We start from the raw sequence: 25,624 nt of genomic DNA, 5'->3' as shown, positions 1-25,624 counted from the left end.
AACTATAACCTAGAAAGCCCTATGATATTTCATAGGGCTTTCTCATTATTAAAAACTAACACTCAATATTTATCTACTAACGGTTCCTGTTGGAAAACTTGCAGGTACATTAACACCAAGCTGTTGAACACCCATAGCATCTGCTGGTATCATTCCAGCAAGCGGCTTTAAGGTAAACGGCATTGGACTATTGTCCGGGAACGGCTCTATTGAGATTACAGCAACTCCACCTCTTAAATCCGTAGGAAATGTTAATCCACTTGGTGCATTGTACAAGAAATCTTCGCCTGGAAAAGGTGGTCCTGGGTTTGTACCACTAAATGGGTCTGCTTCATCAAAATTATCTACAGCTGTAAATGTTCCCGTAGTAACTGGCACACCATCTATAACTGCCCATCCTTCATATTTCCATCCATCATTTAGAGTTGGCAAATCCAATCCAACCATTGGACTCCCAGAACTGTTGTTCAAGAACCAAATTCCACTATATTTTTCATTATCGGCACCTGTTCCTGTTGGCGTGGCTAAAATGTACTCGCCAGCAATACTGTCAAAACTAGCAGCTACGGTACCTGTAGATACAGCTGCGGTATCACCACTAAATTCTCCAATTAATAATTTTGTTGGCGCTGGGTCTGGTGAAGGGTCTGGTACTGGTTCAATAGAAAGCACAAAATTGGTAGCGCTTTCAAGTGTTTCTGCATCTAAGGAGAACATAGTCTCAGATAATTCTCCATTTCCATTTACAGAAAATGTCCCTGTGGAAACCGGTGCCCCATCAACAATAATCCATCCTTCATAAAGAAAATCGCTTCCTAAATCTTCCAGACCACTAAGATTAAGTGTTAAGTTAGACATAGGTGGTTCATCGTCCACATTGCCTCTATGGCAACTTGTAAGTAATGCAAGTACTCCCGCAAATAATAATAAATTTTTCATATTGATTTTTTTAAAGTTATACTGCAAACTAACCCCAGCAACATAACAAGGGTATCACAGAAATATAAATTCTCCCGTAAGTTTCATGATACTTTTGTGACTTCTATGATGGTGATTTGTTCAATTTTAGTTTGATGCTGTGTAAAAGCCAGTTATTTTGGATACATTGTAATTCACCATTGCCTAGATTCCTATGTGATAGTTATGTGATACTTTTTAATTCTCTTTGTATATAATTATGAAGCAAATATTGATAATTGAAGACGACCAAGAAATTATAAAACTCTTGGAAATTCATTTGACTGGACATATTTACCAAACTTCGGTAGCCATGGATGGTGAAACCGGTTTGCGTATGGCTTTGGAAAATGAGTATGATTTAATTGTACTGGATTTAACTTTGCCAGTGATGGACGGCGTTGAAGTTTGCAAACAACTCCGTACTAAGAAAAATACACCTGTAATTATGCTTACTGCCAAATCTGAGGAAATTGACCGTGTATTGGGCTTGGAAATTGGCGCCGATGACTATATTACCAAACCCTTTAGTATTAGAGAATTACTAGCTAGAATAAAGGCGGTAACGCGTAGAACAGGAGCACAAACAGTAAATGATGCTGATTCCTCTGCACTCGCTTTTGAAAATCTTTTGATTGATATTGATAAACGTAAAGTGTTGGTGAACAAAAAGAAAATTGAGCTTTCTCCAAAAGAATTTGAGCTTTTGGTACTTATGGCTAGCAATCCTGGAAGAAACTATTCTAGAACAGAATTGTTAAACATTATTTGGGGGTATAATTTTGATGGATACGAGCATACTGTAAACTCTCATATTAATAGACTTAGGGCTAAAATAGAATCGGATATGGCCAACCCCAATTATGTATTGACCACATGGGGAGTTGGTTATAAGTTTAACGAAGACATGGTATCATGAGCAAGACAGAAAGAACCCTTACTCCCAATTTAATAAAGAAACTTTGGTTGGTTTTTATTCTCATTATTATCTTAATGGGTGCTTCCTATATATTTATTACTGGTTATTTTGCCAATAAATACAACCAAGCCACTACACAAAAGTTAAATGCAAATATTGCCAATCATTTAATTGAAGAAAAATTCCAAAACGCCTCTCCCTTTCTGGATGATGGTAGTGTAAATAAGCCCTTGTTTGGGGATTTAATGCACGATATGATGGCGGTAAACCGAAGCATAGAAGTATATCTTTTGGACAACAATGGAAGAGTGGAATACTCCGTTGTCTTGAGCCCAAGTGAAAATGAAGCTGCCAAAAAGGTAGATTTAGCTCCAATTAAATCCTTTATTTCTGATAATGGGGAAAACTTTGTTTTAGGTGATGACCCAAGAAATCCCGAAGAACAAAAAATATTTTCTGCAGCACCTTTTGATGTTGACGGTAGAAAAGGATATATCTATATTATTCTTGCTGGGGAAGAATTTCAATTGATAAGCCAAAACATGCTAGCGCAATATTTTGTAAAACTGGGTATTGGTGCAACGTTTCTTACGATGTTATTTGCTGCATTATTAGGAATTTTGAGTATTTGGTTTTTGACCAAAAACCTGCGCCTTATGACCAAAACAGTGCGTAAATTTCAAGAAGGTGACTTAACAGCACGTATTGAGAACCCTGAAAAATCCGATATTGAAGTTTTTGCCAAATCGTTTAATGAAATGGCAGACACTATTACTGGCAGCATAGATAAAATGCAGTCTGTAGATACACTCCGTAGAGAACTTATTGCCAATGTGTCCCACGATTTACGTACACCACTGGCCATAATGAAAGGGTATATTGAAACCTTGCAGATTAAAAAGGATACGCTTACAGAAGAAGAAAAACAGGAATATTTACAAATAACCCATAACAATATCGATAAGCTTTCTGGTCAAATTAATCAACTGTTTGAGTATTCAAAGCTAGAGGCTGAACAGATAACACCCATAAAGGAACCTTTTTCCATTACGGAACTCTCTCATGATTTAATAGCAAAATTCAAGGTGATTGCGGAGAAAAAAGAAATTTCTTTGGAATTAAATAACCCAGAGGAGAATTGTATGGTCTATGCAGATGTAAGTCTAGTGGAACGTGCTCTACAGAATTTAGTTGAGAATGCTTTAAAGTACACGGCTCCAAAAGGCAAAGTGACCATGTCTTTGAACAAAAAGGATAAGAATATTGAAATATGCATCGCTGATACTGGTACTGGCATTCCTTTAAGTGAACAGCCTTACATTTTTGACAGATACAAACAAGTAAACAAGAGTTCTAAAAAGCAGGGTTACGGATTGGGGTTGGCCATTGTTAAAAAAATAATGGATTTGCACGAAACCACCATAACGGTATTGAGCAAACCAAAAGAGGGAAGTTCGTTTATATTTAATTTGCCTGCATATTAAAACCTTTTGTCATTCCTACATAGGTAGGAATCAATTTGGGTTCCATATGTAATGGAGTTCAAAACCCGCAACGGGAAAAGTTGCTATGAAAGCTTAAGCCACTCATTCGAGTGGCTTTTGTATTTCTCTTCTATTTACATTTTTTGTATAGAAAATATTAACTTTTTATGGGTAGCTTCACTAAGTATTTTAAGTTAATTTAGTAACATAAGTTTTTACTACAAAGTAAATTTTAGCTATGTGTGCTAGAATTAAAAATATAAAAGGAAAATTAAAAATTAGAAGATGGCGAAGTTTAGTTTAAAAGTTAATGGCGAAATTCATCAAATTGATATGGACCCTACAACCCCAATCATCTGGGTGTTGAGAGATCATCTAAAATTGGCAGGAACAAAGTATGGCTGCGGTATTGCGCAATGTGGTGCCTGTACCATTCATCTAGACGGTACGGCAACACGTTCCTGTATTTTACCTATTTCCGCTATTGGTGATAAAGCTATAATTACAATAGAAGGACTTTCTGAAAACGGAGAAAACCCTGTTCAACAAGCTTGGTTAGAGCACGATGTGCCTCAATGTGGTTATTGTCAGGCAGGTCAAATTATGAGCGCAACTGCTTTACTAAAAAACAACCCAAGTCCAAGTGATGCAGAAATTGACACAGCTATGAACGGTAACATCTGTAGGTGTGGCACCTATACGCGAATTAAAACTGCAATAAAAACTGCCGCAGAAAAGGTGTCATAAAAATTTGCAATCCAAAACCATTCTTTATTCAACGATAAAATATTCAAAAAATGTCAACAATAAAAACATCAATAGGTAGACGTTCATTTTTAAAATCAAGTGCATTGGCCGGGGGCGGAATGATACTGGGATTTAGCTGGCTTGCATCTTGTCAATCCAAAACAAAAGAGGAAGTCTTGGCCATGCCCAAAGAGTGGTTCGAGATAAATTCATATTTAAAAATTGGCGATAATGGAGTTGTAACCATTTATGCGCCCAATCCAGAATTTGGTCAAAATGTAAGAACCTCAATGCCTATGTTAGTTGCGGAGGAATTGGATATGGATTGGAAAAATGTAGTGGTAGAACAAGCTCCCCATCATGCAGAAAAGTACGGTTTTCAATTTACGGGAGGCAGTCAAGGAATTAGAATGAGATGGGAACCATTGCGTATGGCTGGTGCATCTGCTAGACATATGTTGATTGCGGCTGCAGCACAAGCATGGCAAGTGCCCGCAACAGAAATTACTACAGAAGCTGGTCTCTTGCACCATAAAGCTAGTGGCAAATCTTCAGGCTTTGGTGAAATGGCTTCAGCAGCAGCAAACATACCTATTCCCGAAGAAGTAAAACTTAAAGAAGTAAAAGACTTTACCATTATTGGTACATCTAAAAAGAATGTAGATGGAAAAGATATTGTTACCGGTAAGCCTATGTTTGGATTGGATTATCAATATAATGGTATGTTGATTGCTATGATTGAACATCCCCCAGCTTTTGGTTTGACCTTGAAATCACTAGATGATACGGAAGCTAAAGCAATGCCAGGCATTAAAGATGTAATTACCATTAAAAGTTATAAGGATGATTTTGCAAAAGGAGGTTTTGACACCAATGCTTTCCCAGAAATAGTAGCAGTTGTTGGTAGCTCTACATGGGAAGTAATGCAAGCCAAAAAGAAACTAAAAGTTGAGTGGCAACCCACAACTGCTTATACAGAAACGGTTACCAACTTTGGACAAAAAGTAACAAAAAATATTCCTGCAGGCTTAGAGTCCTCTACCAGCCACGCAATGAATATAAAGGAATTAGCAGGTAAGGACGGGAAAGTAATTCGTAAAGATGGCAATCCAGAGGAAGCCTTTAAGAATGCGGCAAAAATCATTGAGAGTACATATGCTGCTCCCTTTCTTGCACATAACTCTATGGAGCCTTTAAATGCATTTGCCCACGTAGAAGGGAATAAAGCAAAAATAGCGGCCCCAATCCAAATACCAAACTTTATTCTACCCACAATTTCGGCAAGTTTAGGAATTCCTGTAGAGAACATTGAAATGGAAATGCCCCGAATGGGCGGTGGTTTTGGACGCAAAGCTTATGCTCACTATGTAGTGGAAGCTGCACTGATTTCTCAAAAAGCAAATGCCCCTGTTAAGTTAATTTACACTCGGGAGGATGATATGACCAACGGTATCTATCGCCCAACATATGAAGCTACATATAGGGCAGCATTGGATGAAAACAATAATTTAACAGCGTTGCATATAAAAGCTGGTGGTATTCCAGAAAGTCCTTTGTTTGCGAATCGTTTTCCAGCTGGGGCTTTAGATAATTATTTAGCAGAAGAATGGTCTATTGATTCTAATATAACCATAGGGGCGTTCCGTGCCCCTCGTTCCAATTTTATGGCCGGCGCAGAACAATCATTTTTAGATGAAGTTGCAGTAGCTGCTGGCAAGGACCCTATACAATTTCGTTTGGATCTATTAAAAAGAGCTAAGGAAAACCCGGTTGGAGAGCAGAATGACTATGATGCAGAGCGCTATGCCGGTGTTTTGGAACTGGTTAGAGAAAAATCAAATTGGGAACAAAGCCCTGCAAATGCTAATCGTGGTGTATCCGCATATTTTTGTCATAACAGCTATGCAGCACATGTGCTGGATTTAACTATTGAAGAAGGCAAACCTGTAGTGCAAAAAGTATGCTGTGCTGTGGACTGTGGCATTGTGGTAAACCCAGATGCTGCTAAAAACATGGCAGAAGGTGCCATTACAGATGGTATTGGCAATGCTCTTTTTGGTGAAATGACTTTTAAAGACGGAGTACCCCAAAAAAATAATTTCCACCAATATAGAATGATTCGTATGAGTGAAGCCCCAAAAGAAATTGATGTTCACTTTGTGCAAAATGAAATTAGCCCTACAGGAATGGGAGAACCTCCTTTTCCTCCTGTTTTTGGTGCTGTTGCAAATGCATTGTTTAAAGCCACCGGCGAACGACATTATCAACAACCCTTTTTTGGGGACAAGAAAATTCTAGGATAGATATTCTGTCACAAATTCCAAGGAAGTAGTTTAAAGCAGATGGTTTTGGAATAGATTGCCGTTCCCTTTGTAAAAATATTATGTCAATTATTTTCTTTTCTCTATTAAATTAAAGCGCAGAGCTTTAATAAGACTACCTTCGAAAAAAAACAATGTCCATAGAGCGTAGAGTGCAATTGGTGGAAAAGCTTTTTCATCAATTGGAGCAAGAAAGCGCTCAATTTCAACAAACATCAGGGTTGGGATGTGTTTCTGGTTGCGGAAAATGTTGCAGCTACCCAGATGTAGAAGCTTCTCCCTTAGAATTTTTACCGTGGGCCTTTCATTTGTTTTTAAATGGAGAAGCAGAAAAAATGCTCAGTACTCTTAATAAAACACATACTCCAACCTGTTTGATCTATAAACCTTTATCCGTTATTGACCAAGGTCGATGTAGTAGTTATAAATACCGAGGTTTAATATGTAGGTTGTTTGGCTTTGCGGCCAATACGGATAAATATGGAAAATTAAGATTGGCTACGTGTAAAATTATTAAAGAAGGCCAAATAGATAAATATAATTCCACTGCCGAAGCAATTACAAAAGGATTGTCTGTGCCAGTATTTACTGAGTATTACATGCAATTAAACCAAATAGATTTTCACCTTGGAAACATAATAGTACCCGTAAACAAAGCCCTTAAACTGGCATTGGAAGAGGTACTGCAATATTACGCATACAGACCTTTTCCAGATTTAGGAAAAAAGTGTGTTTAGCCTCTTCATTGTGAGGAACAAAGTCTGCCTACCGTCATTGCGGACACAGTAAAGCAATCTGTTTAACATTTAGAACCCATTAAAAGATTAATTCGCCATTTTTTTTGCTCGTAATGACGAAGTAAAGTTAATAACTTTGGAAAAAAGTAGGAAAATAGACATTAATACGCATGAAAATTAAGGCTAACTTCGTTGCATAAGTTGAACTTAGTTTTAGTAGCGGTAGATAAAAAGCATCAATTGATTCTTATACCAAACGTTAGTAGCAATATTCATTCATGACATTAGTTTACGGCCAATTAGAGTCTTTAAAAAAGATTAGAGAAACTTTAAATTGCAAAGGAATCTCAAGATTTAATTCTATTGGTGAGCTAAATAATTTCATTAAAAACTATGAGAACGAGAAAGAAGAACTATTCTACAAGATTGAGCAGGATATTAAACTTGAGCTAAACACCCTGCAAGTTGAAGCATTTCATCTTCAAAAAAAATACAATGCTATAAAAACGGATTCCGAAGCAAGACTCAAACAAAGAGTAAAAAAACTAAAAATGAAGTGCGGAACACTAAGATCTACTTCAGCTAAAAATGCTATTGTAGAACTAGGCAACTGGTACATGCTACAAATCTTATTATGTGTAAAATTCATTCTGGATAAGGGTTATTATGGCATAATGTGGCTTCAGACATTTAGAACTAAAAAACACCTAAATGAAATATTGAAAAAGGTTGATGAGTATACTTCCAACAGTGAAACCATTATATCAGCACGTTTTGCTGCAGCGTTTAAAAAGCTTGAATATGTAAAATCAGTAGTGAGTGATATTAATCCTTTAATTGCGGGTGCAATCGGAGAGCATTTAGTAGCTAAGGAATTAAAAAAATTATCAAATACAGATGTGCTATTCAATGACTTTTCACTTTCCTTCAATCCACCGATTTATAACAAAAAAGATAATGACCGTATATATAGTATTCAAATTGACCATCTTCTTGTAACCATGGCTGGTATTTTTATTATTGAGACTAAGAATTGGAGTAAGGAATCCATCGAGCGGTTAGATCTGAGATCACCTATAAAACAAATACAGCGAATGAGCTATGCCCTATTTGTCATTCTTAATAGTAACAAATCTTATGGTAGCGGGGTTCTTAAACCACATCATTGGGGTAATAAAGAACTGCCGATAAGAAATGTAATAGCTATGATTAACCATAGGCCCAAGGAAAAATTCAATCATGTTGCCATAAAAAAATTAAAGGAGTTAAATGGCTACATTAACTATTTTGACCCCATATTTGATGTATCAGAAGTTAGAAGCATTGCTGAACATTTGAAAAGACTAAAAATTTAAATATGCACTTTATCCAACAACGACCGACTATAATCATCACCTGCAATGACCATTGAATAATTGCTAACTTGTGGTATATAAATAATGTCTCAATGATATGCCTTTCCTAACGTAGTATCATTGCGGGGGTCAAGAACAAAACTTAATTACAATCCACTAATAAAACTCCCGTACATATCTTTAAACTGGTAGCCTTTTGTAAAGCGTTGTTTGTTTAATTTTTTATGGGTAACCAATCCCCAAAGCAGAAGTTCTTTTAAAAAATACTGGTCTTGTTTGTTAGCATTGGGTTGGTGTTCTTTTAACAACTGGTTTAATGGGGGAACACCATCCAATAATTTTTGGTATTCGGTGTCTGTACTATCATCCAAAAGTTCAAAACCTTCACTATTAAAAAACCAACTAATTAATTCATCATATGGACTGGGGGCATCTTTCCTTTCTAATTTTGCAATGCTCGGAAAATAGTTGGGGAATACCGTTTTAATGGCATCCTCTACCAAGGTTTCTGCAACAGAATCTGCTCCCTCCTGCTCTCCTTCATAGACCAATTCTATTTTCCCTGTTATAGATGGGATTAACCCCATAAAATCACTTAACCTAACTGCTGTGGATTTTTCATCACTCAGTAAAACTCTTCGTTCTGCTGTACTCAACAGGTTCTCAAAAGCGGTAATACTCATACGGGCGCTTACCCCACTTTTGGCGTCTACATACTCACTTGTACGGGCTTCAAAACTAATTTGTTCCAATAGATCCTTGGCTACATCTGGTACATGTACCAAATCCGTTTGTCGTTTGTCCAATTGGGCTTCTTGCTCTGTTATTTTACGGGCAGTCGCTATATCTTCTGGGTAATGGGTTAGAATCTGTGAACCAATTCTATCTTTCAACGGAGTCACAATACTTCCCCTATTGGTATAATCCTCTGGGTTGGCAGTGAAAATAAATTGTAGGTCCAATGGCAATCGCAATTTAAACCCACGAATCTGAATGTCCCCTTCCTGCAAAATATTAAACAACGAAACCTGTATACGTGCCTGTAGATCGGGCAGTTCATTGATAACAAAAATACTACGGTTGGCCCGTGGAATCATCCCAAAGTGAATGACCCTATCATCAGCATACGATAATTTTAAGTTGGCAGCTTTTATGGGGTCTACATCGCCTATTAAATCTGCCACAGTAACATCTGGTGTTGCCAGTTTCTCATAAAAACGTTCATCTCTGTGCAACCAAGAAATAGGAGTCTTATCCCCTTTCTCTTTTATTAATTCCATTGCATACCTAGAAATAGGGTTAAAAGGGTCATCATTAATCTCTGAGCCTTCCACAACGGGAATGTATTCATCCAGCAATCCAACCATGAGCCTTGCCAAACGTGTCTTTGCTTGTCCGCGCAACCCCAATAGGTTTATATTGTGACGAGAAAGTATGGCTCTTTCCAGTTCTGGGACAACAGAATTTTCATAACCCCAAACGCCTTTAAAAACGGTTTCACCGGCCTTTATTTTTTTAATAAGGTTATCTCGTAATTCATCCTTTATGCCTTTACTCTGGTACTTGGCTTTTTTGAGTTCGCCAAGGGTTTTTATGTTTTCTTTCATATTTATTTTTTGTCATTCCGCACTTGATGCGGAATCTAATTTATTTCTGGTGGTTTCTTGCCTCCTGAAAACTGTCACTTCAACCTCTTCCTCCTATTGGTTTCATAATCTTCAAAAATCATTTCTCCCAATCCCTTAAGTCCCGTATAGAATGCCTTTCCCTTATTGGCCTTGGTAAATTCTTGTACAAATTGCATTAAATAAGGGTCCTCTGCAATCATAAAAGTAGTAATGGGAATGTGCAACTTTCTTGCTTGTTGTGCCATGGCATAGCATTTTTCCACAATATGCTCATCCAACCCAACACTGTTCTTATAATAGGTGCCATCTGGTAACCGTAAACAACTTGGTTTTCCATCTGTAATCATAAAAATCTGCTTGTTGGTATTTCTCTTTCTACGCAGCATATCCATTGCCAATTGCAAGCCTGCAACCGTATTGGTATGGTAAGGCCCTACTTTTAAATAAGGCAAATCTTTTATGGGAATGGGCCAGGCATCATTACCGAACACCAAAATATCCAAGGTGTCCTTGGGATAACGAGTGGTGATTAATTCTGCCAAAGCCATGGCCACTTTCTTTGCAGGTGTAATCCGGTCTTCCCCATAGAGAATCATACTATGACTAATATCTATCATCAACACCGTGCTCATTTGGGCTTTGTACTGGGTGTCTTCTACCACCAAATCCTCTTCACTTAAAGAAAAATCTCCTAAGCCATGGTTAATTTGAGCGTTTTTAAGGCTTTCCGTCATAGAGATTCGCTCTAAGGAATCGCCATATCTATATTCTCTATACTCGCCCATATGCTCATCTCCCCTGCCCGATTTTCCAGTTTTATGATTTCCAGAACCACTTCGTTTCAATTTTCCAAAAATCTGCTCCAAAGCGCGCTGGCGAATCAGTCGTTCCATTTTTGCAGTTATGGAAAGGCTGCCGCCTTCCCCTTCTTCACCATCACCATCGCTACCACCATCCTCAAATTCTTCCTGTAAGTATCCTTTTGCTTTTAAATCTTCAATAAAGTCATCTATGGTATAGTCATCATCGGTCAATTCATATTCCTTGTCAAGCTCACGCAACCAATCCAAAGCCTCATCCACATCCCCAGAAGTATGGGTAATGAGCTCCTGGAAAATCTCAAAGAGTTTTTCAAAGGGAGATTGGTCTGGCGCTTTATAATTAGAAAACCTAAAGCCTTTCCTTAAATTCTTTACCATAAATATAAATTTAAGACAAATACGTTTATTAGTAGGGCTTTTAGATAAAACTTAACTTTACAAGTACCACTATTTAATTCTCCCTATATAAATTACTATAAATACAGTTTTACTGTAACTAATGAAGTAATTAATCGTCAATTAGTTAAAAATAATTCAATCTAAATGCAACCCTTCTATTTTTCTTTTGTCAATAATAAAAAGAGAAACATAAAATAGAAGACCTAGCGCTAACATCTACCTTAGAATTAATTGGAACAAAATATTCTATTTACTCACAAAGACCTTGTTGAAAAAGGCAAGTCCGGAGATAGAAGTTCGCAGTACAAGCTGTATGAACTCTATGTAGATGCCATGTACAATATAAGTATGAGGATGCTAACCTCTAAAGAAGATGCAGAAGATGTAGTACAGGATAGCTTTGTGGAAGCATTTAAAAACCTCTCTTCTTTTAGGTATGAAAGCACTTTTGGTTCTTGGCTAAAGCGTATTGTAATCAATAAAAGCATTAATCATTTAAAATTAAAAAAGGTTTCTGTAACGCCATTAGAAGACCATGAGTATTATTTAAACGAGGAAACTGAAGAAAAGGAAACAGATTTTGATATAAAAAAAATTAAAAAGGGGATTGAAAAACTGCCCTTAGGATACAAACAAATTATAAATCTGTATTTAATTGAAGGTTATGACCATGTAGAGATCTCTGAAATATTGAATATTTCTGTATCTACATCAAAATCCCAGTACCACAGGGCAAAAAAGAAATTGATTGAAATAATAAAAGAATTGTAATGGACAATTTTGAAAAATATATAAAAGAAAACAAAGACTCTTTTAATGAGCACAAAGCGGATAGAAAAAAGCTTTGGGCAAACATTGAGCAAGAGTTAGGTAAAAAAGAGAAGCCTAAAGTAAGACGCTTATGGCAAAGCCCAATTATGAAGATAGCTGCAAGCATAGTTCTGTTATTTGGGCTATTCTCGGTAATTACCTTTTTTATGAACGGAGGAATTAACCCAAGCGAAGATGCAATTGTGGACCAAGAGTTAAAAGAAATAGATATGTATTATTCTAACATGGTGTCCCAACAGGTGCAATTGGTAAGACTAAATACAAATCTCTCACAAGAGGAAAAAGATGAGTTTTTATCCTTTATGGATGAACTGGACAAAGAATACTTGGAACTAAAGCAAGAAATGAAAGAGAACTTGGATAATGAGCTTGTGCTTGCTGCTATTGTAAGCAATTATAAAAAACGAATTGAGCTAATTGAGAACTTACTCGTAAGAATAAATAATTCAAAAAATATTGAAGATGGGAACGGATATATTTTATAAGAAAATAATGATGGCACTGCTCTTTATAGTGGTGGGACACTTGGCTTTTGGGCAAGAAACCGTGTCCAAAAAAATTGAGAAAAGCTATGGGCTGACCAATAGTGGTGAACTTCATCTAAATAACAAATATGGTGATGTTATTATCAATGGTTGGGAACGGAGCTCCGTTAAACTTTCAATTGCCATAGAAGTTTCCCATAGAAAAAAGGAAAATGCTGAAGATATTCTAGATAGGATAGATGTGAGCACAAAGGTTACAAAGGATTTTGTAAATCTTGCCACAGAAATAAATGAGAACAGCACTGGTTTTTTTGCGAAATATTTTAGCAAGGTAAATCCGTTTGATTTGGATAAAAGCAATATTAAAATTAACTACACCATTTATTTGCCCAATAATGCAGAAATGGACATTACCAATAAGTTTGGCGATGTGATTATCACAGATTGGCAAGGAAAACTAAAGGCTAATGTAGAGCATGGCAATGTTTGGGTAAACGATGATTTGACCAATGCCAATATTAGTGTAAAGTTTGGAGAATTGCATTCCAAGAGTATTACATATGCCAATTTAACCATAAGAAATGGGGAGTTAGATTTGGATGGGGCCAAGCAATTGAGGCTAAATAGCTCTGGTACTACCATGGAGTTAGGGACAATTTCCAGATTGGAAGTCTCTTCTAGCAAGGACGAAATTAATATTGATGAAGTGGGCAGTATTCACGGAAATTTGGATTTCACAAAAGTGCACATTAATACCCTTGGGGAAGAAGTAGATATTAAAACCAAGGTAGCGGACTTTTGGATATCGGAAATTAGAAAACCAGATTCTAAAATTTTTATTGATCAAGAGTCATCAGAATTCAACATCAATATTACGGGTCAATCACTCATATTTAATGCCACTTTGGAACAAGGTCTTTTGCGCATTCCAAAAAGCTTTACAGATATCCATACAGATGTCATAAGCAAAGCAAAAAAAGTACGGAAAATAAATGCTACTTATGGCAACGGGCCATATGGGGAGTTCGTATTGACCGGTTTAAAGGGAATTATTCTATTGAAAGAAAATTAATTTTTAAAAACTTGCAACCTTTATAAAAATCAACTGTCTATAATTAGGAAAACTATAATCAATCAAAAAATGAAACAATCAAAAAATATAATAGTAGCATTCTTATTAGTATTAATCTTTGGAAGTATAAATGCCCAAGAGGACGAATCTGAGGGTGATTATATAGAATTTAACGACCGTAGAAATATTGTACACGGAGTATATCTAGGTTTTTCTGGTAGCTATGGTAAAGTAGCCGGCTATGACGCTGGTCTATTTGGAATTAAACTGGCATATGTTGCGAATAAACAATTTGAAATTGGTTTTGCCGCAACAGCATTCTATGCAGATCAGAATTTGCCAAATGTATTTCCCGATAGTGATGGTGACCTACTAGGAGCCTATGGTGGTTTGCATCTGGAACCCATTTTCTTTGGTAAGAAAAAAGTAAATCTATCCTTTCCAGTTTTATTGGGTAGTGGTATTGTGGGATATATTGAGGATATACAAGAAAATCCTGATCCAGATTTTGATGACGATAGTGCAACTTGGGATATTGCATTTGTTGCAGAACCAGGAGTTAGCCTTCTATATAACATAAATAGATATGTGCAATTGGAACTTGGAGCCAAGTACAGATTTTCCAATGGAGTTAAGTTAAATCCCGATAGTATTAAAAACATTAATGGATTCTCCACTGGTTTTGGGATAAAAATCGGGGTGTTTAACCTTGGAAGAAACCGTTACAAAAAGAGCCTGGACAATGAATAATTTTAATCAGATTATTGACACGCAGTATGTCTATATTAAAAACAATCAAGTGTATTTTATTAAAAACAATGAAGAAATACCAGTTGATATAGATTGGGTACCTGTTGGGACCTAGCAAGAGTTTATTTATCAATCATACTGAACTCGTTTCAGTATCTAACATCAATCAAAATGAAATCAATCACAAAATTTTTTAACATTACATTATTATGCCTTTTAATTTATTCCTGTGACTATGAAACCATAAGAGTTTCCAGTACAGTAACTACACAAGAAGTTTCATTCTCGGATTATTCCGCTTTAAGTATTTCGGACGATTTTAATGCATTTATTACATTTTCTGATACAGAAGAGCACATTGAAATTGAAGCTAACAGAAATTTACACGACAGAATTATTGTTAGAAAAGAAGGAGACAGACTTTTAGTTAAAATGGAAAACTATATAAATATTAAAGGAAATGAAACTTTAAATATTTACATAACAACAAAGCAGATTACAGATTTTGAGGCATCAGGGGATTCAAGAATAGTATTAGAAAATGTTTTGGATGCGCAAAGTGCAAGAATAGAACTTAGGGGGGATAGTTACTTTACTGGAGAATTGTTTTTAAATGATTTAAAACTCATTGCGAAGGGAGATTCCAAGGCAGATATTTTTGGGGATGTGGAATTGCTTTATGCAGAGCTTACAGGAGATAGTACTTTAAAAGATTATGACATGGAAATTGATGATTTATTGATAGACTTAAGAGGTGATAGTGATGCCTACTTAACAGTAAAGAACACCATAGATATAGATGCAAGTGGGGATAGTACGCTTCGTTACAAAGGAAATGCAGTAATTACACATCAACACCTAACAGGAGATTCAAAAATCATTGATAAAAATTAGTTTTTGATGTAGTTTTTGATTTTAAAGGCCTTGCATTTATGCAGGGCCTTTTGTGTAACAAAACATGTCTTTTAACGTCTTATTATCTCAAGACCAACCTAATATGAAAGCGATAGTATACACAAAATATGGAGGACCAGAAGTGCTCCAATATAAAGAAGTAGAAAAACCAACTCCTAAAGAAAATGAAGTTTTGGTAAAAGTGCATGCTACTACCGTTAACAGGACCGATTGTGCGGGATTAAGAGGTAAACCATTTGTATATCAATTTTTTATAGGCCTGTTTAAACCCAAAAGAAAAATTGCTGGCACAACATTCTCAGGAGAAATTAAAGAAATTGGTTCTAAAGTTGCATCCTATAAAGTGGGCGATAGAGTTTTTGGTTTCAATGATAATATTCTTTCTTCTTATGCTGAGTATATGGCTATTTCAGAAAATAATTTTTTTGCAACCATTCCTGATAAAATAAGCTATGAACATGCGGCGGCAAGTATTGAGGGAGAACATTATGCACGTAATTTTTTAAATAAAGTAATTGTTAAAAGTAACCAAAAGATATTGGTCAATGGGGCAACGGGTGCCATAGGTTCTGCTATGGTTCAAATATTAAACACATTGAATGTTGAAATTACCGCTACGGCAAACACAAAAAATATGGAGCTAATCAAATCATTGGGAGCCCACAAAGTAATTGACTATACCAATGAAGACTTTACAAAGTTGAATGAGAAATTTGATTATGTTTTTGATACAGTGGGTAAAAGTACTTTTGGAAAATGTAAAAAAATAATGAAATCAGATAGTGTTTATATATCTTCAGAATTAGGCCCTTGGTCACAAAATATCTTTTATTCCATTTTTAATAAAAGAGTTAAGTTTCCTATGCCCGGTAATATCAATGCAAGTCTTTCTCTAGTGAAAAGCATGATGATAGAAAACAAGCATACTCCGGTGATAGATAGAAAGTATACTTTAGAACAACTACCAGAAGCTTACAAATATGTTGAAACAGGAGAAAAAACAGGAAATGTTGTAATTACTCTTTAATGCCTTGTCTTTAAGTTTTCTACAATGTCATTAAAAGTAAATCCTTTTGCTTGTAATAAAATTAGATAGTGGAACAACAAATCTGACCCCTCATCTAAAAACAGTTCATCATTATCATCTTTTGCTTCTATTACAATTTCTACAGCTTCCTCCCCTACTTTTTGAGCAATTTTATTAATGCCTTTACGAAATAAAGAAGCTACATAACTTTTCTCATTCTCCATATTGGCTTTTCTATCCGCTATAATATCTTCTAGTTCAGAAATGAAACCAAAATTTTGGAAATTCTCTTCATTCCAGCAGGTATCAGAACCAGTATGGCAAGTAGGCCCAACAGGATTAACTGTAATTAGCAAAGTGTCTTTGTCACAATCATTCTTTATAGAAACAAGGTTTAGATAGTTACCACTCTCTTCACCTTTTGTCCAAAGACGCTTTTTAGTTCGGCTGTAAAAAGTAACCTTTTTGGAGTCCTGAGTTACTTTTAAAGCTTCCTCATTCATATAGCCCAACATTAGGACATTCTTAGTTGTTGCATCTTGTATTATAGCAGGAATTAATCCGTCCGAATTTTTATTAAAATCTATTTTCATAATATGTTTTCATTAGAAATGGCAAAATTAACAGCAGCTTCTGCATGTATTTTGGTAGTGTCAAACACAGGAACGGAACAATCTTCTGGTTTAATTAATAGTGGAATTTCTGTACAACCCAAAATTACTCCTTCTGCTCCTTGTTGTATTGCTTTTTTAATAACGGCAATATATTCCAACTTAGATTTGTTAGAAATAATGCCTTTTGCCAGCTCATCGTAAATTACTTGGTGGACTACTTTTCTATCCTCACCTGATGGAATAAGCACATCAATTTCATATTGATTTTTAAGGATGTCCTTGTAAAAATCTAGCTCCATTGTATACTTTGTGCCCAATAACAGTACTTTTTTTAATCCACTCCTTTTGACCGTTTCTCCCGTGGCTTCTGCAATATGTAGTAAGGGAATATTCACTTTGTCTTTAATAGCATCTGCGCACAAATGCATGGTGTTTGCCCCAATTAAAATAATATCTGCACCGGCAACCTCTAATCTTGCAGCTGTTGCAGCCATATCTTGATCTAAGGTTTCCCAATCATTCGCCTTTTGTTTGGCAGCAATATCAGCAAAATCAACAGATTCTATAAGGCACTTACAAGAATGTTGGTCACCATATGCTTTAGCCACTTTTTCATTTAAATATTGATAGTATAGCTGTGTGGACTGCCATGTGATTCCTCCTATTAATCCGATTTTTTTCATATACTATAATCTAACTGAAATATTGTTGCGTTCCAGTTCCTTTTTTAAATCTTTAATTTCTATTTCTTTAAAATGGAAAACACTGGCTGCCAAAGCCGCATCTGCTTTCCCTTTTATAAAACTATCTGTAAAATGCTGCATATTCCCCGCCCCACCAGAAGCAATTATCGGAATATTCAATTCTTTAGATAATCTGGCCAATGCTTTGTTTGCAAAACCATCTTTGGTACCATCGTTATCCATACTTGTGAAAAGAATTTCACCAGCACCACGTTCTTCAGCTTCTTTTGCCCATTCAAACAAATTGAGTTCTGTTGGAACCTTTCCTCCTACCAAATGTACAATCCAGTCACCATCAATCTGTTTGGCATCAATTGCTACTACAATACATTGTGAGCCAAATTTAGCTGATAATTCATTAATTAACTCAGGATTACGAACCGCTGAGGAATTAATTGACACTTTATCTGCTCCATTGTGCAATAGTATATCTACATCTTCAACTGATGAAATGCCACCTCCTACGGTGAATGGAATATTAATTTTCTCTGCAACATGATATACCAAATCAGCCAATGTTTTTCTACGTTCTTCTGTTGCTGAAATATCTAGAAAGACCAGTTCATCTGCTCCACTTTGAGCGTATAATGCTGCAAGTTCTACTGGATCTCCAGCATCCTTAAGGTCTACAAAGTTAACACCCTTAACCGTGCGTCCATTTTTAATATCTAAACAAGGTATTATTCTTTTACTTAACATAATTTTTGTTCAGGGTGACGTTAATCATTCGTTATATTCAAATCCACATTATCATAAAACCCTAGGCCATTCTCAGTGAGTTGTTTTACCCAAAAGGCAATTTGGCCTGTGTGATACGAGTAATGCTCTACAACATGCATTACAACTCCTATCCCTGAAAAATTATAGCCTTGAACACTTCTCTTTTTTACCAATTGTTCCTCTGTAGCACTGTTAATTGTACTCTTTGCTTTTTCTACCGTTGTATTTAATAGCACAAGAAGTTCTTTTTTAGAGAACCCTTCTTTAGTTGAAAATTCAGTATCTCGCTCACGAGTGTCCTTTTCTCCTCCCAAAGAAGCAATTGCATATTGTGTAATGTTTCCACATAAATGCAATATTAAATTGCCAATACTATTAGATGAAGGGTTTGGACGTTTCCATACATTGTTCTCATCTATTTTAGAAAGTGCTATGGTAATCATTCGGGTGCTTTCATCCATACGATAAATAGCATTTTCCTTAAATTCTGAAATTACTACATTCATGTTTTATCAACTATATAATTTTCTAATTGCTTCATGCTTATTCTACCTTCATAAATAGCTTTACCAATAATAGTTCCTTCACAACCTATTTCAGCAAGTTTAGGAAGTTCATCAAATGTTGAAATTCCTCCTGATGCTATAAGTTTAATACTTTTTGTTTCCTCCAGCGTAGTCGAGAGGTCTGCTTTAGTTCTTAACTCCGACCGAACGGACTTTAATATTTTTTGATACAATTCAAAAGCCGGCCCATCTAACATGCCATCCTTACTAATATCTGTACAAATAACATAATCAATACCACTTTTTTGATACGCCTGAATAAAAGGAACCAATTCTTCTTTTGATTCTTCTTGCCAACCAGATACTGCGATTTTTTCATCCAATGCATCAGCTCCTAAAATTATTTTATCAGCTCCATAATCTTTTAACCAACCCAAAAAGGTTTCTCTGTCTTTTACGGCAATGCTACCTCCCGTAATTTGATTTGCACCACTCTCAAAGGCAATTTTTAAGTCTTCATTAGTTTTTAACCCACCACCAAAATCAATTTGTAAGTTAGTTTTGGTTGCAATCTGTTCTAATACTTTATGATTGACAATATGCTTGGATTTTGCCCCGTCTAGATCTACCAAGTGCAAATACTCAATTCCATGCGCTTCAAATTCTTTAGCTACCTCTAACGGATTTTCATTGTATACCTTTTTAGTACTATAATCCCCTTTAGAAAGACGTACACACTTTCCATCTATAATATCTATTGCTGGTATAATTCTCATTTTATGCCTTTATTTTTGTCATCCATACCTCAGGGTTTTCTATACTTTTAAACCCATATTGTTCATATAGTTTATGTGCATCCACTGTTTTTAATCCCATCCCTGATACTTGTTTTAATTCTGGCATGTCAACAATATGTCCGACAAGCATTTTACCAAGACCTTTACCTTGGTGTGCTTTATCAATAAAAACATCCATGAGCCAGGCAACAGTTACATAATCCGTGGCAATACGTGCAAAACCTACCTGAATATCTTTATCATTGTATACTCCAAAACAAATTGAGTTTTCAATGGACAGCTTTACTTTTTCTATTGTTCTGCCCTTTGCCCAGTAAGAATCTTCAGAAAGATATTTATGAATAAAAGGAATATCTAGTTTAGATTTATCTGTTGATATGTAAAATTTTGAACTCATTATAATTCCAAAAAGTTCTTTAATATATTTTCCCCAACGTCGCTACTCTTTTCTGGGTGAAACTGGGTTCCATAGAAGTTATTTTTCTTTAGAGCCGCACTATATTTTAAATCATAATCAGATTCTGCTATGGTCTCATCACACAAAGGAGCATAAAAACTATGCACCAAGTAGATGTACGAGTTACTTTCAATATCGTTAAACAAATCCGATTTTAAATTAGAAATCTGATTCCATCCTATTTGTGGTACTTTAACTCTATTTGAAAACTTTACTACACCAACATCAAAAATCCCCAAACCATTGGTATTACCTTCTTCAGTGGAATTACACATTAATTGCATTCCAAGACAAATACCTAAAACAGGTTGTTTTAATTGAGGTACAATTGTGTCCAATCCACTTTCTAGAAGCTTGTTCATTGCACTGCTGGCTTCTCCAACACCAGGAAATATAACTTTGTCAGCAGCCTTTATTTCTTCAACATCATTGCTTAAAATAGCCTTGTAACCTAATCGCTGAACAGCAAATTTGATGCTCTGAATGTTACCGGCACCATAATTAATAATAACTATCTTCATTTATAACATTCCTTTTGTACTCGGTAATACCATTTTTTCCACGTCACGCTTTACGGACATTTTTATAGCCTTTGCAAAAGCTTTAAAAATTGCTTCAATTTTATGGTGCTCGTTGGTGCCTTCAACTTTTACATTTAGGTTGGCTTTAGCTCCGTCTGTGAATGATTTGAAGAAATGATAAAACATTTCGGTAGGCATGTCTCCCACTTTTTCTCTTTTAAAATCAGCATCCCAAACCAACCAGTTGCGACCACCAAAATCAATAGCAACTTGAGCTAAACAATCGTCCATTGGTAAACAAAAACCGTAACGTTCTATACCAAGTTTATTTCCAAGAGCTTTGTTAAACACTTCACCTAAGGCTATTGCAGTATCCTCAATTGTATGGTGTTCATCCACTTCTAAATCCCCATCTACTTTTATTTTGATATCCATTTGGCCATGACGCGCCAATTGGTCTAACATATGATCAAAAAATGACAATCCAGTATTGATGTCGCTTTTTCCTGTTCCGTCAAGGTTTATTTCAATTTCAATATCTGTCTCATTGGTTTTTCTACTGATTGAAGCTGTTCTGTTCTCTAATTTTAAGAACTCGTATATTTTCTCCCAATCATTGCTTTCCAAAACGATGATCTTATCTAAATCTCCCTTGTCTACGGTAATCTCACCTGTACCCAAATTAGTGTCATCATTAATAAAGATTCCTTTAGAACCTAAGTTTTTAGCTAGCTCCATATCGGTTAATCTATCCCCAACCACAAAAGAGTTGGCCAAATCATAATCTTCGGAGAAATACTCAGTTAATAATCCAGTTCCCGGTTTTCTTGTATTTGCATTTTCATGAGGGAAAGTTTTGTCTAGAAATACCTTGTCAAAAACAACACCTTCATTTTCAAATGACTTTAAAATAAAGTTGTGGACAGGCCAAAAAGTGTCTTCAGGGAAAACATCGGTACCCAAACCATCTTGGTTGGTTATCATTACTAGCTCATAATCCAGTTCCTTGGCTATCTTACCAAGAAAAGTAAATGCTTTTGGATAAAAAATCATCTTCTCAAATGCATCTATTTGCTCATCGATTGTTTCTTTAATGATGGTGCCGTCTCTGTCTATAAAAAGAACTTTCTTAGCCATTACTTAATTTTTTTTAATACTTTAATCAATTTTCCAATCTCATCCTCTGTACCAACTGTAAAACGCAAAGTATTTTCGCACAATGGTTGCGTTGTTCTATTACGGATTACAATTCCGCTTTGTAACAATTGGTTATAGCGCAGATTGGCATCATCAACTTTTACTAGCACAAAATTAGCATCAGTATCATATACTTTTTCAACAAATGATACTTCCTTCAAAATGTCAACCAACTTAGTTCTGCCTTTTAATATTTCAGCAATTTCATGCTGAACCGCCTTCGTATCCAAAACACGCTCCAATGCTTTTCGTTGTGTAAGTTCATTTACATTATAAGGCGGTTTTATCTTATTTAAAATAGCAACAATTTCTTTGGAAGCATAACACAGGCCCAGTCTTATGCCCGCCATTCCATATGCCTTTGAAAGTGTTTGTGTAACGATAAGGTTTGGGAATTCCTTTAAACGACTCAACCAACTTTCTTCATTTGAAAAATCTATATAAGCTTCATCAATAACAACTAATCCGTTGAATACATTTAATAACATTTCTATAGCCTTGTTAGAAAAATTATTTCCTGTTGGATTGTTTGGTGAGCAAAGGAATAGAATCTTAGAATTTGAATCTACTACTTTTAGAATAGTATCAATATCTGGTTCAAAATTAGGAGTTAATAAAACCTCTCTATTTTCAACATTATTGATGTTAGCTAAGACGTTGTACATACCATATGTTGGCGGTAACGTAATAATGTTATCTTCTTTTGGTTCGCAAAACGCTCTAAAGAGTAAATCCAACACTTCATCACTTCCATTTCCTAACAGAATATTAGCTTCAGAAATTCCTTTTTGCTTTGATAATTCAGCTTTCAAACTACGTTGTTGTGGGTCAGGGTAGCGATTTACACCATTTTCAAACGGATTCTCATTGGCATCCAAGAATATCATTTTTGAACCATCAGACACATACTCATCACGTGCCGATGAATATGGGCTTAGGGTTTTTACGTTCTCCCTAACCAAATTTTGTATGTTGATTTCTTTATTCATTTAAACTTTTTAACCGTAAAGTAACCGCATTTTTGTGGGCTTGTAAACCTTCCGATTCAGCCATTAATTCAATTGTGTTGCCAATATTTTTAATACCCTCTGATGATATTTTCTGAAAAGTGATGCTCTTAGTAAAACTATCTAAGTTTACACCACTGTATTGTTTTGCATATCCATTTGTTGGTAATGTATGATTTGTTCCAGAGGCATAATCGCCTGCACTTTCTGGGGTGTAATTTCCAATAAAAACAGAACCAGCATTTTTAATATTATCAATATAATAACTCTCCTTTTCAACACAAACAATAAAGTGCTCCGGGCCATATTCATTGATTAAATCCAATGCAACAACATCGTTTTCTACATAAATGAGTTTACTATTGGCAATGGCCTTTTTAGCAATTTCCTTTCTCGGCAGTTCATTGATTTGTAGTGCTATTTCTTTTTCTACTTCTATCATTAATTCCTTAGAGGTAGATACTAAAATTACCTGACTATCTATACCATGCTCTGCCTGACTCAACAAATCTGAAGCTACAAAGGCTGCATTGGCAGTGTCATCTGCTACAACCAGTAATTCTGATGGACCAGCTGGCATATCGATAGCCACACCGTGTTTGGTTGCCAATTGCTTGGCAACCGTAACAAACTGATTTCCTGGACCAAATATCTTATATACTTGAGGAATTGTTTCTGTTCCAAATGTCATTCCAGCAATTGCTTGTATTCCACCTACTTTAACAATTTTGTTTATCCCACATAGATTGGCAGTGTATAGAATAGCAGGGTTAATATTTCCATCCTTATCTGGTGGAGAACATAAAACAACTTCTTCACAGCCGGCAATAGCAGCAGGAACAGCTAACATTAATATTGTTGAGAATAGTGGTGCTGTACCACCAGGAATGTATAATCCTACTTTTTGAATAGGTCTTTTTTCTTGCCAACATTGCACGCCTGTGGTAGTTTCAACAGAAACTTTATTGGTTATTTGAGCTCGGTGGAATGCTTCAATATTTGCTTTTGCTGTGTTAATAGCAGCTTTTAATTCCTCGGAAACTACATCTATTGCTGTCTCAATTTCAAGTTCAGAAACTAACATGGAATCTACTGCAATCCCATCAAATTTTTGAGTATACTTCTTTACAGCAATATCTCCTTGAGATTTTATTTCATCAAATATAGCCGTAACGACACTTTCAATATCATTCACAGTTAGAGTGGGCCTTTCTAAGAGGGCTTTCCAATCGTTGTTATCTGGATTATATATTTTGTTCATTCTTACTTAAAAAATTGTTGCAAGTGGTAGCCTACCTTTTTATATCCTTGATTTTCCCAAAACTTTTGTCCCTTTTCATTTTTTATGTACACATTTACCTCGGATGCATCACAACCAATCTCTTGAGCATAATTAAGTACCCAATCCAGCATTAATTTTCCAACTCCCCTGCTCCTGTATTCATCAGCTATAAAAACATTGTCTGGCTCCACATGTTTACCAACATATAATTTATTTAATACCCAAATACCACAAATTCCAATCATTTTCTCCTGATCAAAAACACCGATGCATTGATACCCCATGGGAATCATTTCTTGCAATCTTTCCTGAAGGGTATCAACATCTATTCTGCCCTCATTCAATAGAAATGCCAATGGCAAAATACTATCTAATTCATCACTTGGTATTAGCTTTATTTTAAAATTGTTCTCCATAACAATTCATTTTTACAAAACCATTTTCTCAATTGGACATACCAGAATTCCTTCTGCACCGGCTAATTTTAACGCATCAATAACATCCCAAAAAGCATGTTTTTCTATTACTGTGTGCACAGAACTCCAACCTTCTTCGGCAAGAGGTAGCACTGTTGGGCTACGCATACCTGGAAGAATATTTATAATATCATCTAATTTATCATTAGGAGCATTCAATAGAACATATTTAGATTGCCTTGCTTTTAATACTGACTGAATTCTAAATTGCAATTTTTTAAGAATCTCTTTTCTTTCATTTGATATTTTAGGGGAAACAGCAAGCACTGCCTCACTGGTAAGCATTGTTTCTACCTCTTTTAAATTGTTTTTAAAAAGCGTACTTCCACTTGAAACAATGTCGCAAATGCCATCTGCCAATCCAATGTTTGGAGCAATTTCAACAGAACCATTAATAATGTGCAAATCTGCTGTGACACCTTTCTTGTCTAAATAATTTTTGACCGTATTGGGATAGGACGTTGCTATACGCTTTCCTTCAAGATCTTTAACAGAATTGTACTTTACGCCTTTTGGTATTGCTAAAGAAACTTTGCATTTAGAAAACCCAAGCTTTTCCGCCATAATAATATCTTCACCCTTTTCAACCAAAACATTTTCACCAATTATAGCTATATCAACAACACCATCTCTTAGATACTGCGGTATATCTCCATTACGTAAATAAAATACCTCTAATGGGAAATTTCTTGACTCAGCTTTAAGTTGATCTTTACCATTGTCTATAGAGATTCCACAGTTTTTTAGAAGCAATAGAGAATCTTCATTAAGTCGGCCACTTTTTTGTATGGCTATTCTAATTTTTGTCATTTTTTGTTTATTTAGTATGGCAACCAAACTTGCTTTAAAAAATAAA

Annotated in this window: 28 protein-coding genes; 13 read left to right on the top strand and 15 right to left on the bottom strand. The window is 35.6% G+C overall.

Going from position 1 to position 25,624, the window contains the following annotated elements:
- Positions 1–69 precede the first annotated feature (69 nt).
- The gene (locus tag AC000W_RS04740; protein WP_474746489.1) at positions 70–939 is read right to left on the bottom strand and encodes an anti-sigma factor domain-containing protein; all 870 of its coding nucleotides are present in this window, start codon (positions 937–939) and stop codon (positions 70–72) included.
- A gap of 238 nt (positions 940–1,177) precedes the next feature.
- Here AC000W_RS04740 and AC000W_RS04735 point away from each other — a divergent pair, with 238 nt between their 5' ends.
- From AC000W_RS04735 to AC000W_RS04710, 6 genes are all read left to right on the top strand, one after another.
- Complete coding sequence (locus AC000W_RS04735) at positions 1,178–1,876, top strand: response regulator transcription factor (protein WP_474746488.1); 699 nt, start codon at positions 1,178–1,180, stop codon at positions 1,874–1,876.
- The gene (locus AC000W_RS04730; protein ID WP_474746486.1) at positions 1,873–3,360 is read left to right on the top strand and encodes a sensor histidine kinase; all 1,488 of its coding nucleotides are present in this window, start codon (positions 1,873–1,875) and stop codon (positions 3,358–3,360) included. Before AC000W_RS04735 ends, AC000W_RS04730 begins: the two co-directional genes overlap by 4 nt.
- Positions 3,361–3,645: 285 nt before the next feature.
- Positions 3,646–4,107 carry a (2Fe-2S)-binding protein gene (locus AC000W_RS04725; protein WP_474746485.1) on the top strand — a complete coding sequence of 154 codons (462 nt, stop codon included), beginning with the start codon at positions 3,646–3,648 and terminating at the stop codon, positions 4,105–4,107.
- A 50-nt stretch (positions 4,108–4,157) separates the two neighbouring features.
- Positions 4,158–6,410, top strand: a complete 2,253-nt coding sequence (locus tag AC000W_RS04720) for a xanthine dehydrogenase family protein molybdopterin-binding subunit (RefSeq protein WP_474746484.1) — start codon at positions 4,158–4,160, stop codon at positions 6,408–6,410.
- Between the two features lie 152 nt (positions 6,411–6,562).
- Positions 6,563–7,165, top strand: coding sequence for a YkgJ family cysteine cluster protein (locus AC000W_RS04715; RefSeq protein WP_474746482.1), 603 nt, complete (start codon positions 6,563–6,565; stop codon positions 7,163–7,165).
- 278 nt (positions 7,166–7,443) lie between these two features.
- Complete coding sequence (locus tag AC000W_RS04710; protein WP_474746481.1) at positions 7,444–8,520, top strand: nuclease-related domain-containing protein; 1,077 nt, start codon at positions 7,444–7,446, stop codon at positions 8,518–8,520.
- Between the two features lie 146 nt (positions 8,521–8,666).
- Here AC000W_RS04710 and AC000W_RS04705 read toward each other — a convergent pair whose 3' ends face one another.
- Positions 8,667–10,127: a magnesium chelatase gene (locus AC000W_RS04705; protein ID WP_474746479.1), complete on the bottom strand. Its 1,461-nt coding sequence runs from the start codon at positions 10,125–10,127 to the stop codon at positions 8,667–8,669.
- A 74-nt stretch (positions 10,128–10,201) separates the two neighbouring features.
- Entirely contained in the window at positions 10,202–11,347 is a 1,146-nt protein-coding gene (locus AC000W_RS04700; RefSeq protein ID WP_474746478.1) for a vWA domain-containing protein, read from the bottom strand.
- 252 nt (positions 11,348–11,599) lie between these two features.
- On the opposite strand from AC000W_RS04700, the gene AC000W_RS04695 reads away from it, so the two are divergent.
- From AC000W_RS04695 to AC000W_RS04665, 7 genes are all read left to right on the top strand, one after another.
- Complete coding sequence (locus AC000W_RS04695) at positions 11,600–12,139, top strand: RNA polymerase sigma factor (protein ID WP_474746477.1); 540 nt, start codon at positions 11,600–11,602, stop codon at positions 12,137–12,139.
- Positions 12,139–12,684: a hypothetical protein gene (locus tag AC000W_RS04690; protein ID WP_474746475.1), complete on the top strand. Its 546-nt coding sequence runs from the start codon at positions 12,139–12,141 to the stop codon at positions 12,682–12,684. The genes AC000W_RS04695 and AC000W_RS04690 overlap by 1 nt, the downstream gene beginning before the upstream one ends.
- The gene (locus AC000W_RS04685) at positions 12,662–13,756 is read left to right on the top strand and encodes a hypothetical protein (RefSeq protein ID WP_474746474.1); all 1,095 of its coding nucleotides are present in this window, start codon (positions 12,662–12,664) and stop codon (positions 13,754–13,756) included. The genes AC000W_RS04690 and AC000W_RS04685 overlap by 23 nt, the downstream gene beginning before the upstream one ends.
- Positions 13,757–13,825: 69 nt before the next feature.
- Positions 13,826–14,506, top strand: a complete 681-nt coding sequence (locus tag AC000W_RS04680; RefSeq protein WP_474746472.1) for a hypothetical protein — start codon at positions 13,826–13,828, stop codon at positions 14,504–14,506.
- On the top strand, positions 14,499–14,621 hold the full coding sequence (locus tag AC000W_RS04675) for a hypothetical protein (RefSeq protein ID WP_474746471.1): 123 nt from the start codon (positions 14,499–14,501) through the stop codon (positions 14,619–14,621). Before AC000W_RS04680 ends, AC000W_RS04675 begins: the two co-directional genes overlap by 8 nt.
- Positions 14,622–14,677: 56 nt before the next feature.
- On the top strand, positions 14,678–15,400 hold the full coding sequence (locus AC000W_RS04670) for a head GIN domain-containing protein (protein ID WP_474746469.1): 723 nt from the start codon (positions 14,678–14,680) through the stop codon (positions 15,398–15,400).
- Positions 15,401–15,503: 103 nt separating this feature from the next.
- Positions 15,504–16,448, top strand: a complete 945-nt coding sequence (locus AC000W_RS04665; protein ID WP_474746468.1) for an NAD(P)-dependent alcohol dehydrogenase — start codon at positions 15,504–15,506, stop codon at positions 16,446–16,448.
- Here AC000W_RS04665 and hisIE read toward each other — a convergent pair.
- Genes hisIE through hisG form a run of 12 tightly spaced genes read right to left on the bottom strand, consistent with a single transcriptional unit; the run spans position 16,445 to position 25,578 of the window.
- On the bottom strand, positions 16,445–17,041 hold the full coding sequence (gene hisIE / locus AC000W_RS04660) for a bifunctional phosphoribosyl-AMP cyclohydrolase/phosphoribosyl-ATP diphosphatase HisIE (protein WP_474746467.1): 597 nt from the start codon (positions 17,039–17,041) through the stop codon (positions 16,445–16,447). The genes AC000W_RS04665 and hisIE overlap by 4 nt on opposite strands.
- On the bottom strand, positions 17,038–17,745 hold the full coding sequence (locus AC000W_RS04655) for an aspartate/glutamate racemase family protein (protein WP_474746465.1): 708 nt from the start codon (positions 17,743–17,745) through the stop codon (positions 17,038–17,040). The genes hisIE and AC000W_RS04655 overlap by 4 nt, the downstream gene beginning before the upstream one ends.
- A gap of 3 nt (positions 17,746–17,748) precedes the next feature.
- A complete protein-coding gene (gene hisF / locus AC000W_RS04650) occupies positions 17,749–18,504 on the bottom strand; it encodes an imidazole glycerol phosphate synthase subunit HisF (RefSeq protein ID WP_474746464.1) in 756 nt (251 codons plus the stop codon).
- Between the two features lie 20 nt (positions 18,505–18,524).
- Positions 18,525–19,031 carry a DinB family protein gene (locus tag AC000W_RS04645; RefSeq protein ID WP_474746463.1) on the bottom strand — a complete coding sequence of 169 codons (507 nt, stop codon included), beginning with the start codon at positions 19,029–19,031 and terminating at the stop codon, positions 18,525–18,527.
- Complete coding sequence (locus AC000W_RS04640; protein ID WP_474746461.1) at positions 19,028–19,807, bottom strand: 1-(5-phosphoribosyl)-5-[(5-phosphoribosylamino)methylideneamino]imidazole-4-carboxamide isomerase; 780 nt, start codon at positions 19,805–19,807, stop codon at positions 19,028–19,030. Before AC000W_RS04640 ends, AC000W_RS04645 begins: the two co-directional genes overlap by 4 nt.
- 1 nt (position 19,808) lies before the next feature.
- Complete coding sequence (locus AC000W_RS04635) at positions 19,809–20,225, bottom strand: GNAT family N-acetyltransferase (RefSeq protein ID WP_474746460.1); 417 nt, start codon at positions 20,223–20,225, stop codon at positions 19,809–19,811.
- On the bottom strand, positions 20,225–20,806 hold the full coding sequence (gene hisH / locus AC000W_RS04630; protein ID WP_474746459.1) for an imidazole glycerol phosphate synthase subunit HisH: 582 nt from the start codon (positions 20,804–20,806) through the stop codon (positions 20,225–20,227). The genes AC000W_RS04635 and hisH overlap by 1 nt, the downstream gene beginning before the upstream one ends.
- On the bottom strand, positions 20,807–21,943 hold the full coding sequence (gene hisB / locus AC000W_RS04625; protein WP_474746457.1) for a bifunctional histidinol-phosphatase/imidazoleglycerol-phosphate dehydratase HisB: 1,137 nt from the start codon (positions 21,941–21,943) through the stop codon (positions 20,807–20,809).
- Entirely contained in the window at positions 21,943–22,992 is a 1,050-nt protein-coding gene (gene hisC / locus AC000W_RS04620) for a histidinol-phosphate transaminase (RefSeq protein WP_474746456.1), read from the bottom strand. The genes hisB and hisC overlap by 1 nt, the downstream gene beginning before the upstream one ends.
- On the bottom strand, positions 22,985–24,271 hold the full coding sequence (gene hisD, locus AC000W_RS04615) for a histidinol dehydrogenase (protein ID WP_474746455.1): 1,287 nt from the start codon (positions 24,269–24,271) through the stop codon (positions 22,985–22,987). The genes hisC and hisD overlap by 8 nt, the downstream gene beginning before the upstream one ends.
- A gap of 2 nt (positions 24,272–24,273) precedes the next feature.
- A complete protein-coding gene (locus AC000W_RS04610) occupies positions 24,274–24,708 on the bottom strand; it encodes a GNAT family N-acetyltransferase (RefSeq protein ID WP_474746453.1) in 435 nt (144 codons plus the stop codon).
- 12 nt (positions 24,709–24,720) lie between these two features.
- A complete protein-coding gene (gene hisG / locus AC000W_RS04605) occupies positions 24,721–25,578 on the bottom strand; it encodes an ATP phosphoribosyltransferase (RefSeq protein WP_474746452.1) in 858 nt (285 codons plus the stop codon).
- Between the last annotated feature and the right edge of the window lie 46 nt (positions 25,579–25,624).

The sequence above is a fragment of the Saonia sp. genome (genome assembly GCF_056326165.1).
This window is presented reverse-complemented; position numbering and strand designations above follow the sequence as displayed.

What these genes read in the sequence shown, in the direction of transcription:
- hisG (WP_474746452.1), bottom strand. Translation starts at nt 25,578, where the DNA reads ATGACAAAAATTAGAATAGCCATACAAAAAAGTGGCCGACTTAATGAA.
- hisIE (WP_474746467.1), bottom strand. Translation starts at nt 17,041, where the DNA reads ATGAAAATAGATTTTAATAAAAATTCGGACGGATTAATTCCTGCTATA.
- AC000W_RS04655 (WP_474746465.1), bottom strand. Translation starts at nt 17,745, where the DNA reads ATGAAAAAAATCGGATTAATAGGAGGAATCACATGGCAGTCCACACAG.
- AC000W_RS04610 (WP_474746453.1), bottom strand. Translation starts at nt 24,708, where the DNA reads ATGGAGAACAATTTTAAAATAAAGCTAATACCAAGTGATGAATTAGAT.
- AC000W_RS04685 (WP_474746474.1), top strand. Translation starts at nt 12,662, where the DNA reads ATGGGAACGGATATATTTTATAAGAAAATAATGATGGCACTGCTCTTT.
- hisB (WP_474746457.1), bottom strand. Translation starts at nt 21,943, where the DNA reads ATGGCTAAGAAAGTTCTTTTTATAGACAGAGACGGCACCATCATTAAA.
- AC000W_RS04675 (WP_474746471.1), top strand. Translation starts at nt 14,499, where the DNA reads ATGAATAATTTTAATCAGATTATTGACACGCAGTATGTCTATATTAAA.
- AC000W_RS04700 (WP_474746478.1), bottom strand. Translation starts at nt 11,347, where the DNA reads ATGGTAAAGAATTTAAGGAAAGGCTTTAGGTTTTCTAATTATAAAGCG.
- AC000W_RS04705 (WP_474746479.1), bottom strand. Translation starts at nt 10,127, where the DNA reads ATGAAAGAAAACATAAAAACCCTTGGCGAACTCAAAAAAGCCAAGTAC.
- AC000W_RS04670 (WP_474746469.1), top strand. Translation starts at nt 14,678, where the DNA reads ATGAAATCAATCACAAAATTTTTTAACATTACATTATTATGCCTTTTA.
- hisD (WP_474746455.1), bottom strand. Translation starts at nt 24,271, where the DNA reads ATGAACAAAATATATAATCCAGATAACAACGATTGGAAAGCCCTCTTA.
- AC000W_RS04735 (WP_474746488.1), top strand. Translation starts at nt 1,178, where the DNA reads ATGAAGCAAATATTGATAATTGAAGACGACCAAGAAATTATAAAACTC.
- AC000W_RS04740 (WP_474746489.1), bottom strand. Translation starts at nt 939, where the DNA reads ATGAAAAATTTATTATTATTTGCGGGAGTACTTGCATTACTTACAAGT.
- hisH (WP_474746459.1), bottom strand. Translation starts at nt 20,806, where the DNA reads ATGAAGATAGTTATTATTAATTATGGTGCCGGTAACATTCAGAGCATC.
- AC000W_RS04710 (WP_474746481.1), top strand. Translation starts at nt 7,444, where the DNA reads ATGACATTAGTTTACGGCCAATTAGAGTCTTTAAAAAAGATTAGAGAA.
- hisC (WP_474746456.1), bottom strand. Translation starts at nt 22,992, where the DNA reads ATGAATAAAGAAATCAACATACAAAATTTGGTTAGGGAGAACGTAAAA.
- hisF (WP_474746464.1), bottom strand. Translation starts at nt 18,504, where the DNA reads ATGTTAAGTAAAAGAATAATACCTTGTTTAGATATTAAAAATGGACGC.
- AC000W_RS04635 (WP_474746460.1), bottom strand. Translation starts at nt 20,225, where the DNA reads ATGAGTTCAAAATTTTACATATCAACAGATAAATCTAAACTAGATATT.
- AC000W_RS04715 (WP_474746482.1), top strand. Translation starts at nt 6,563, where the DNA reads ATGTCCATAGAGCGTAGAGTGCAATTGGTGGAAAAGCTTTTTCATCAA.
- AC000W_RS04640 (WP_474746461.1), bottom strand. Translation starts at nt 19,807, where the DNA reads ATGAGAATTATACCAGCAATAGATATTATAGATGGAAAGTGTGTACGT.
- AC000W_RS04730 (WP_474746486.1), top strand. Translation starts at nt 1,873, where the DNA reads ATGAGCAAGACAGAAAGAACCCTTACTCCCAATTTAATAAAGAAACTT.
- AC000W_RS04645 (WP_474746463.1), bottom strand. Translation starts at nt 19,031, where the DNA reads ATGAATGTAGTAATTTCAGAATTTAAGGAAAATGCTATTTATCGTATG.
- AC000W_RS04680 (WP_474746472.1), top strand. Translation starts at nt 13,826, where the DNA reads ATGAAACAATCAAAAAATATAATAGTAGCATTCTTATTAGTATTAATC.
- AC000W_RS04725 (WP_474746485.1), top strand. Translation starts at nt 3,646, where the DNA reads ATGGCGAAGTTTAGTTTAAAAGTTAATGGCGAAATTCATCAAATTGAT.
- AC000W_RS04720 (WP_474746484.1), top strand. Translation starts at nt 4,158, where the DNA reads ATGTCAACAATAAAAACATCAATAGGTAGACGTTCATTTTTAAAATCA.
- AC000W_RS04665 (WP_474746468.1), top strand. Translation starts at nt 15,504, where the DNA reads ATGAAAGCGATAGTATACACAAAATATGGAGGACCAGAAGTGCTCCAA.
- AC000W_RS04690 (WP_474746475.1), top strand. Translation starts at nt 12,139, where the DNA reads ATGGACAATTTTGAAAAATATATAAAAGAAAACAAAGACTCTTTTAAT.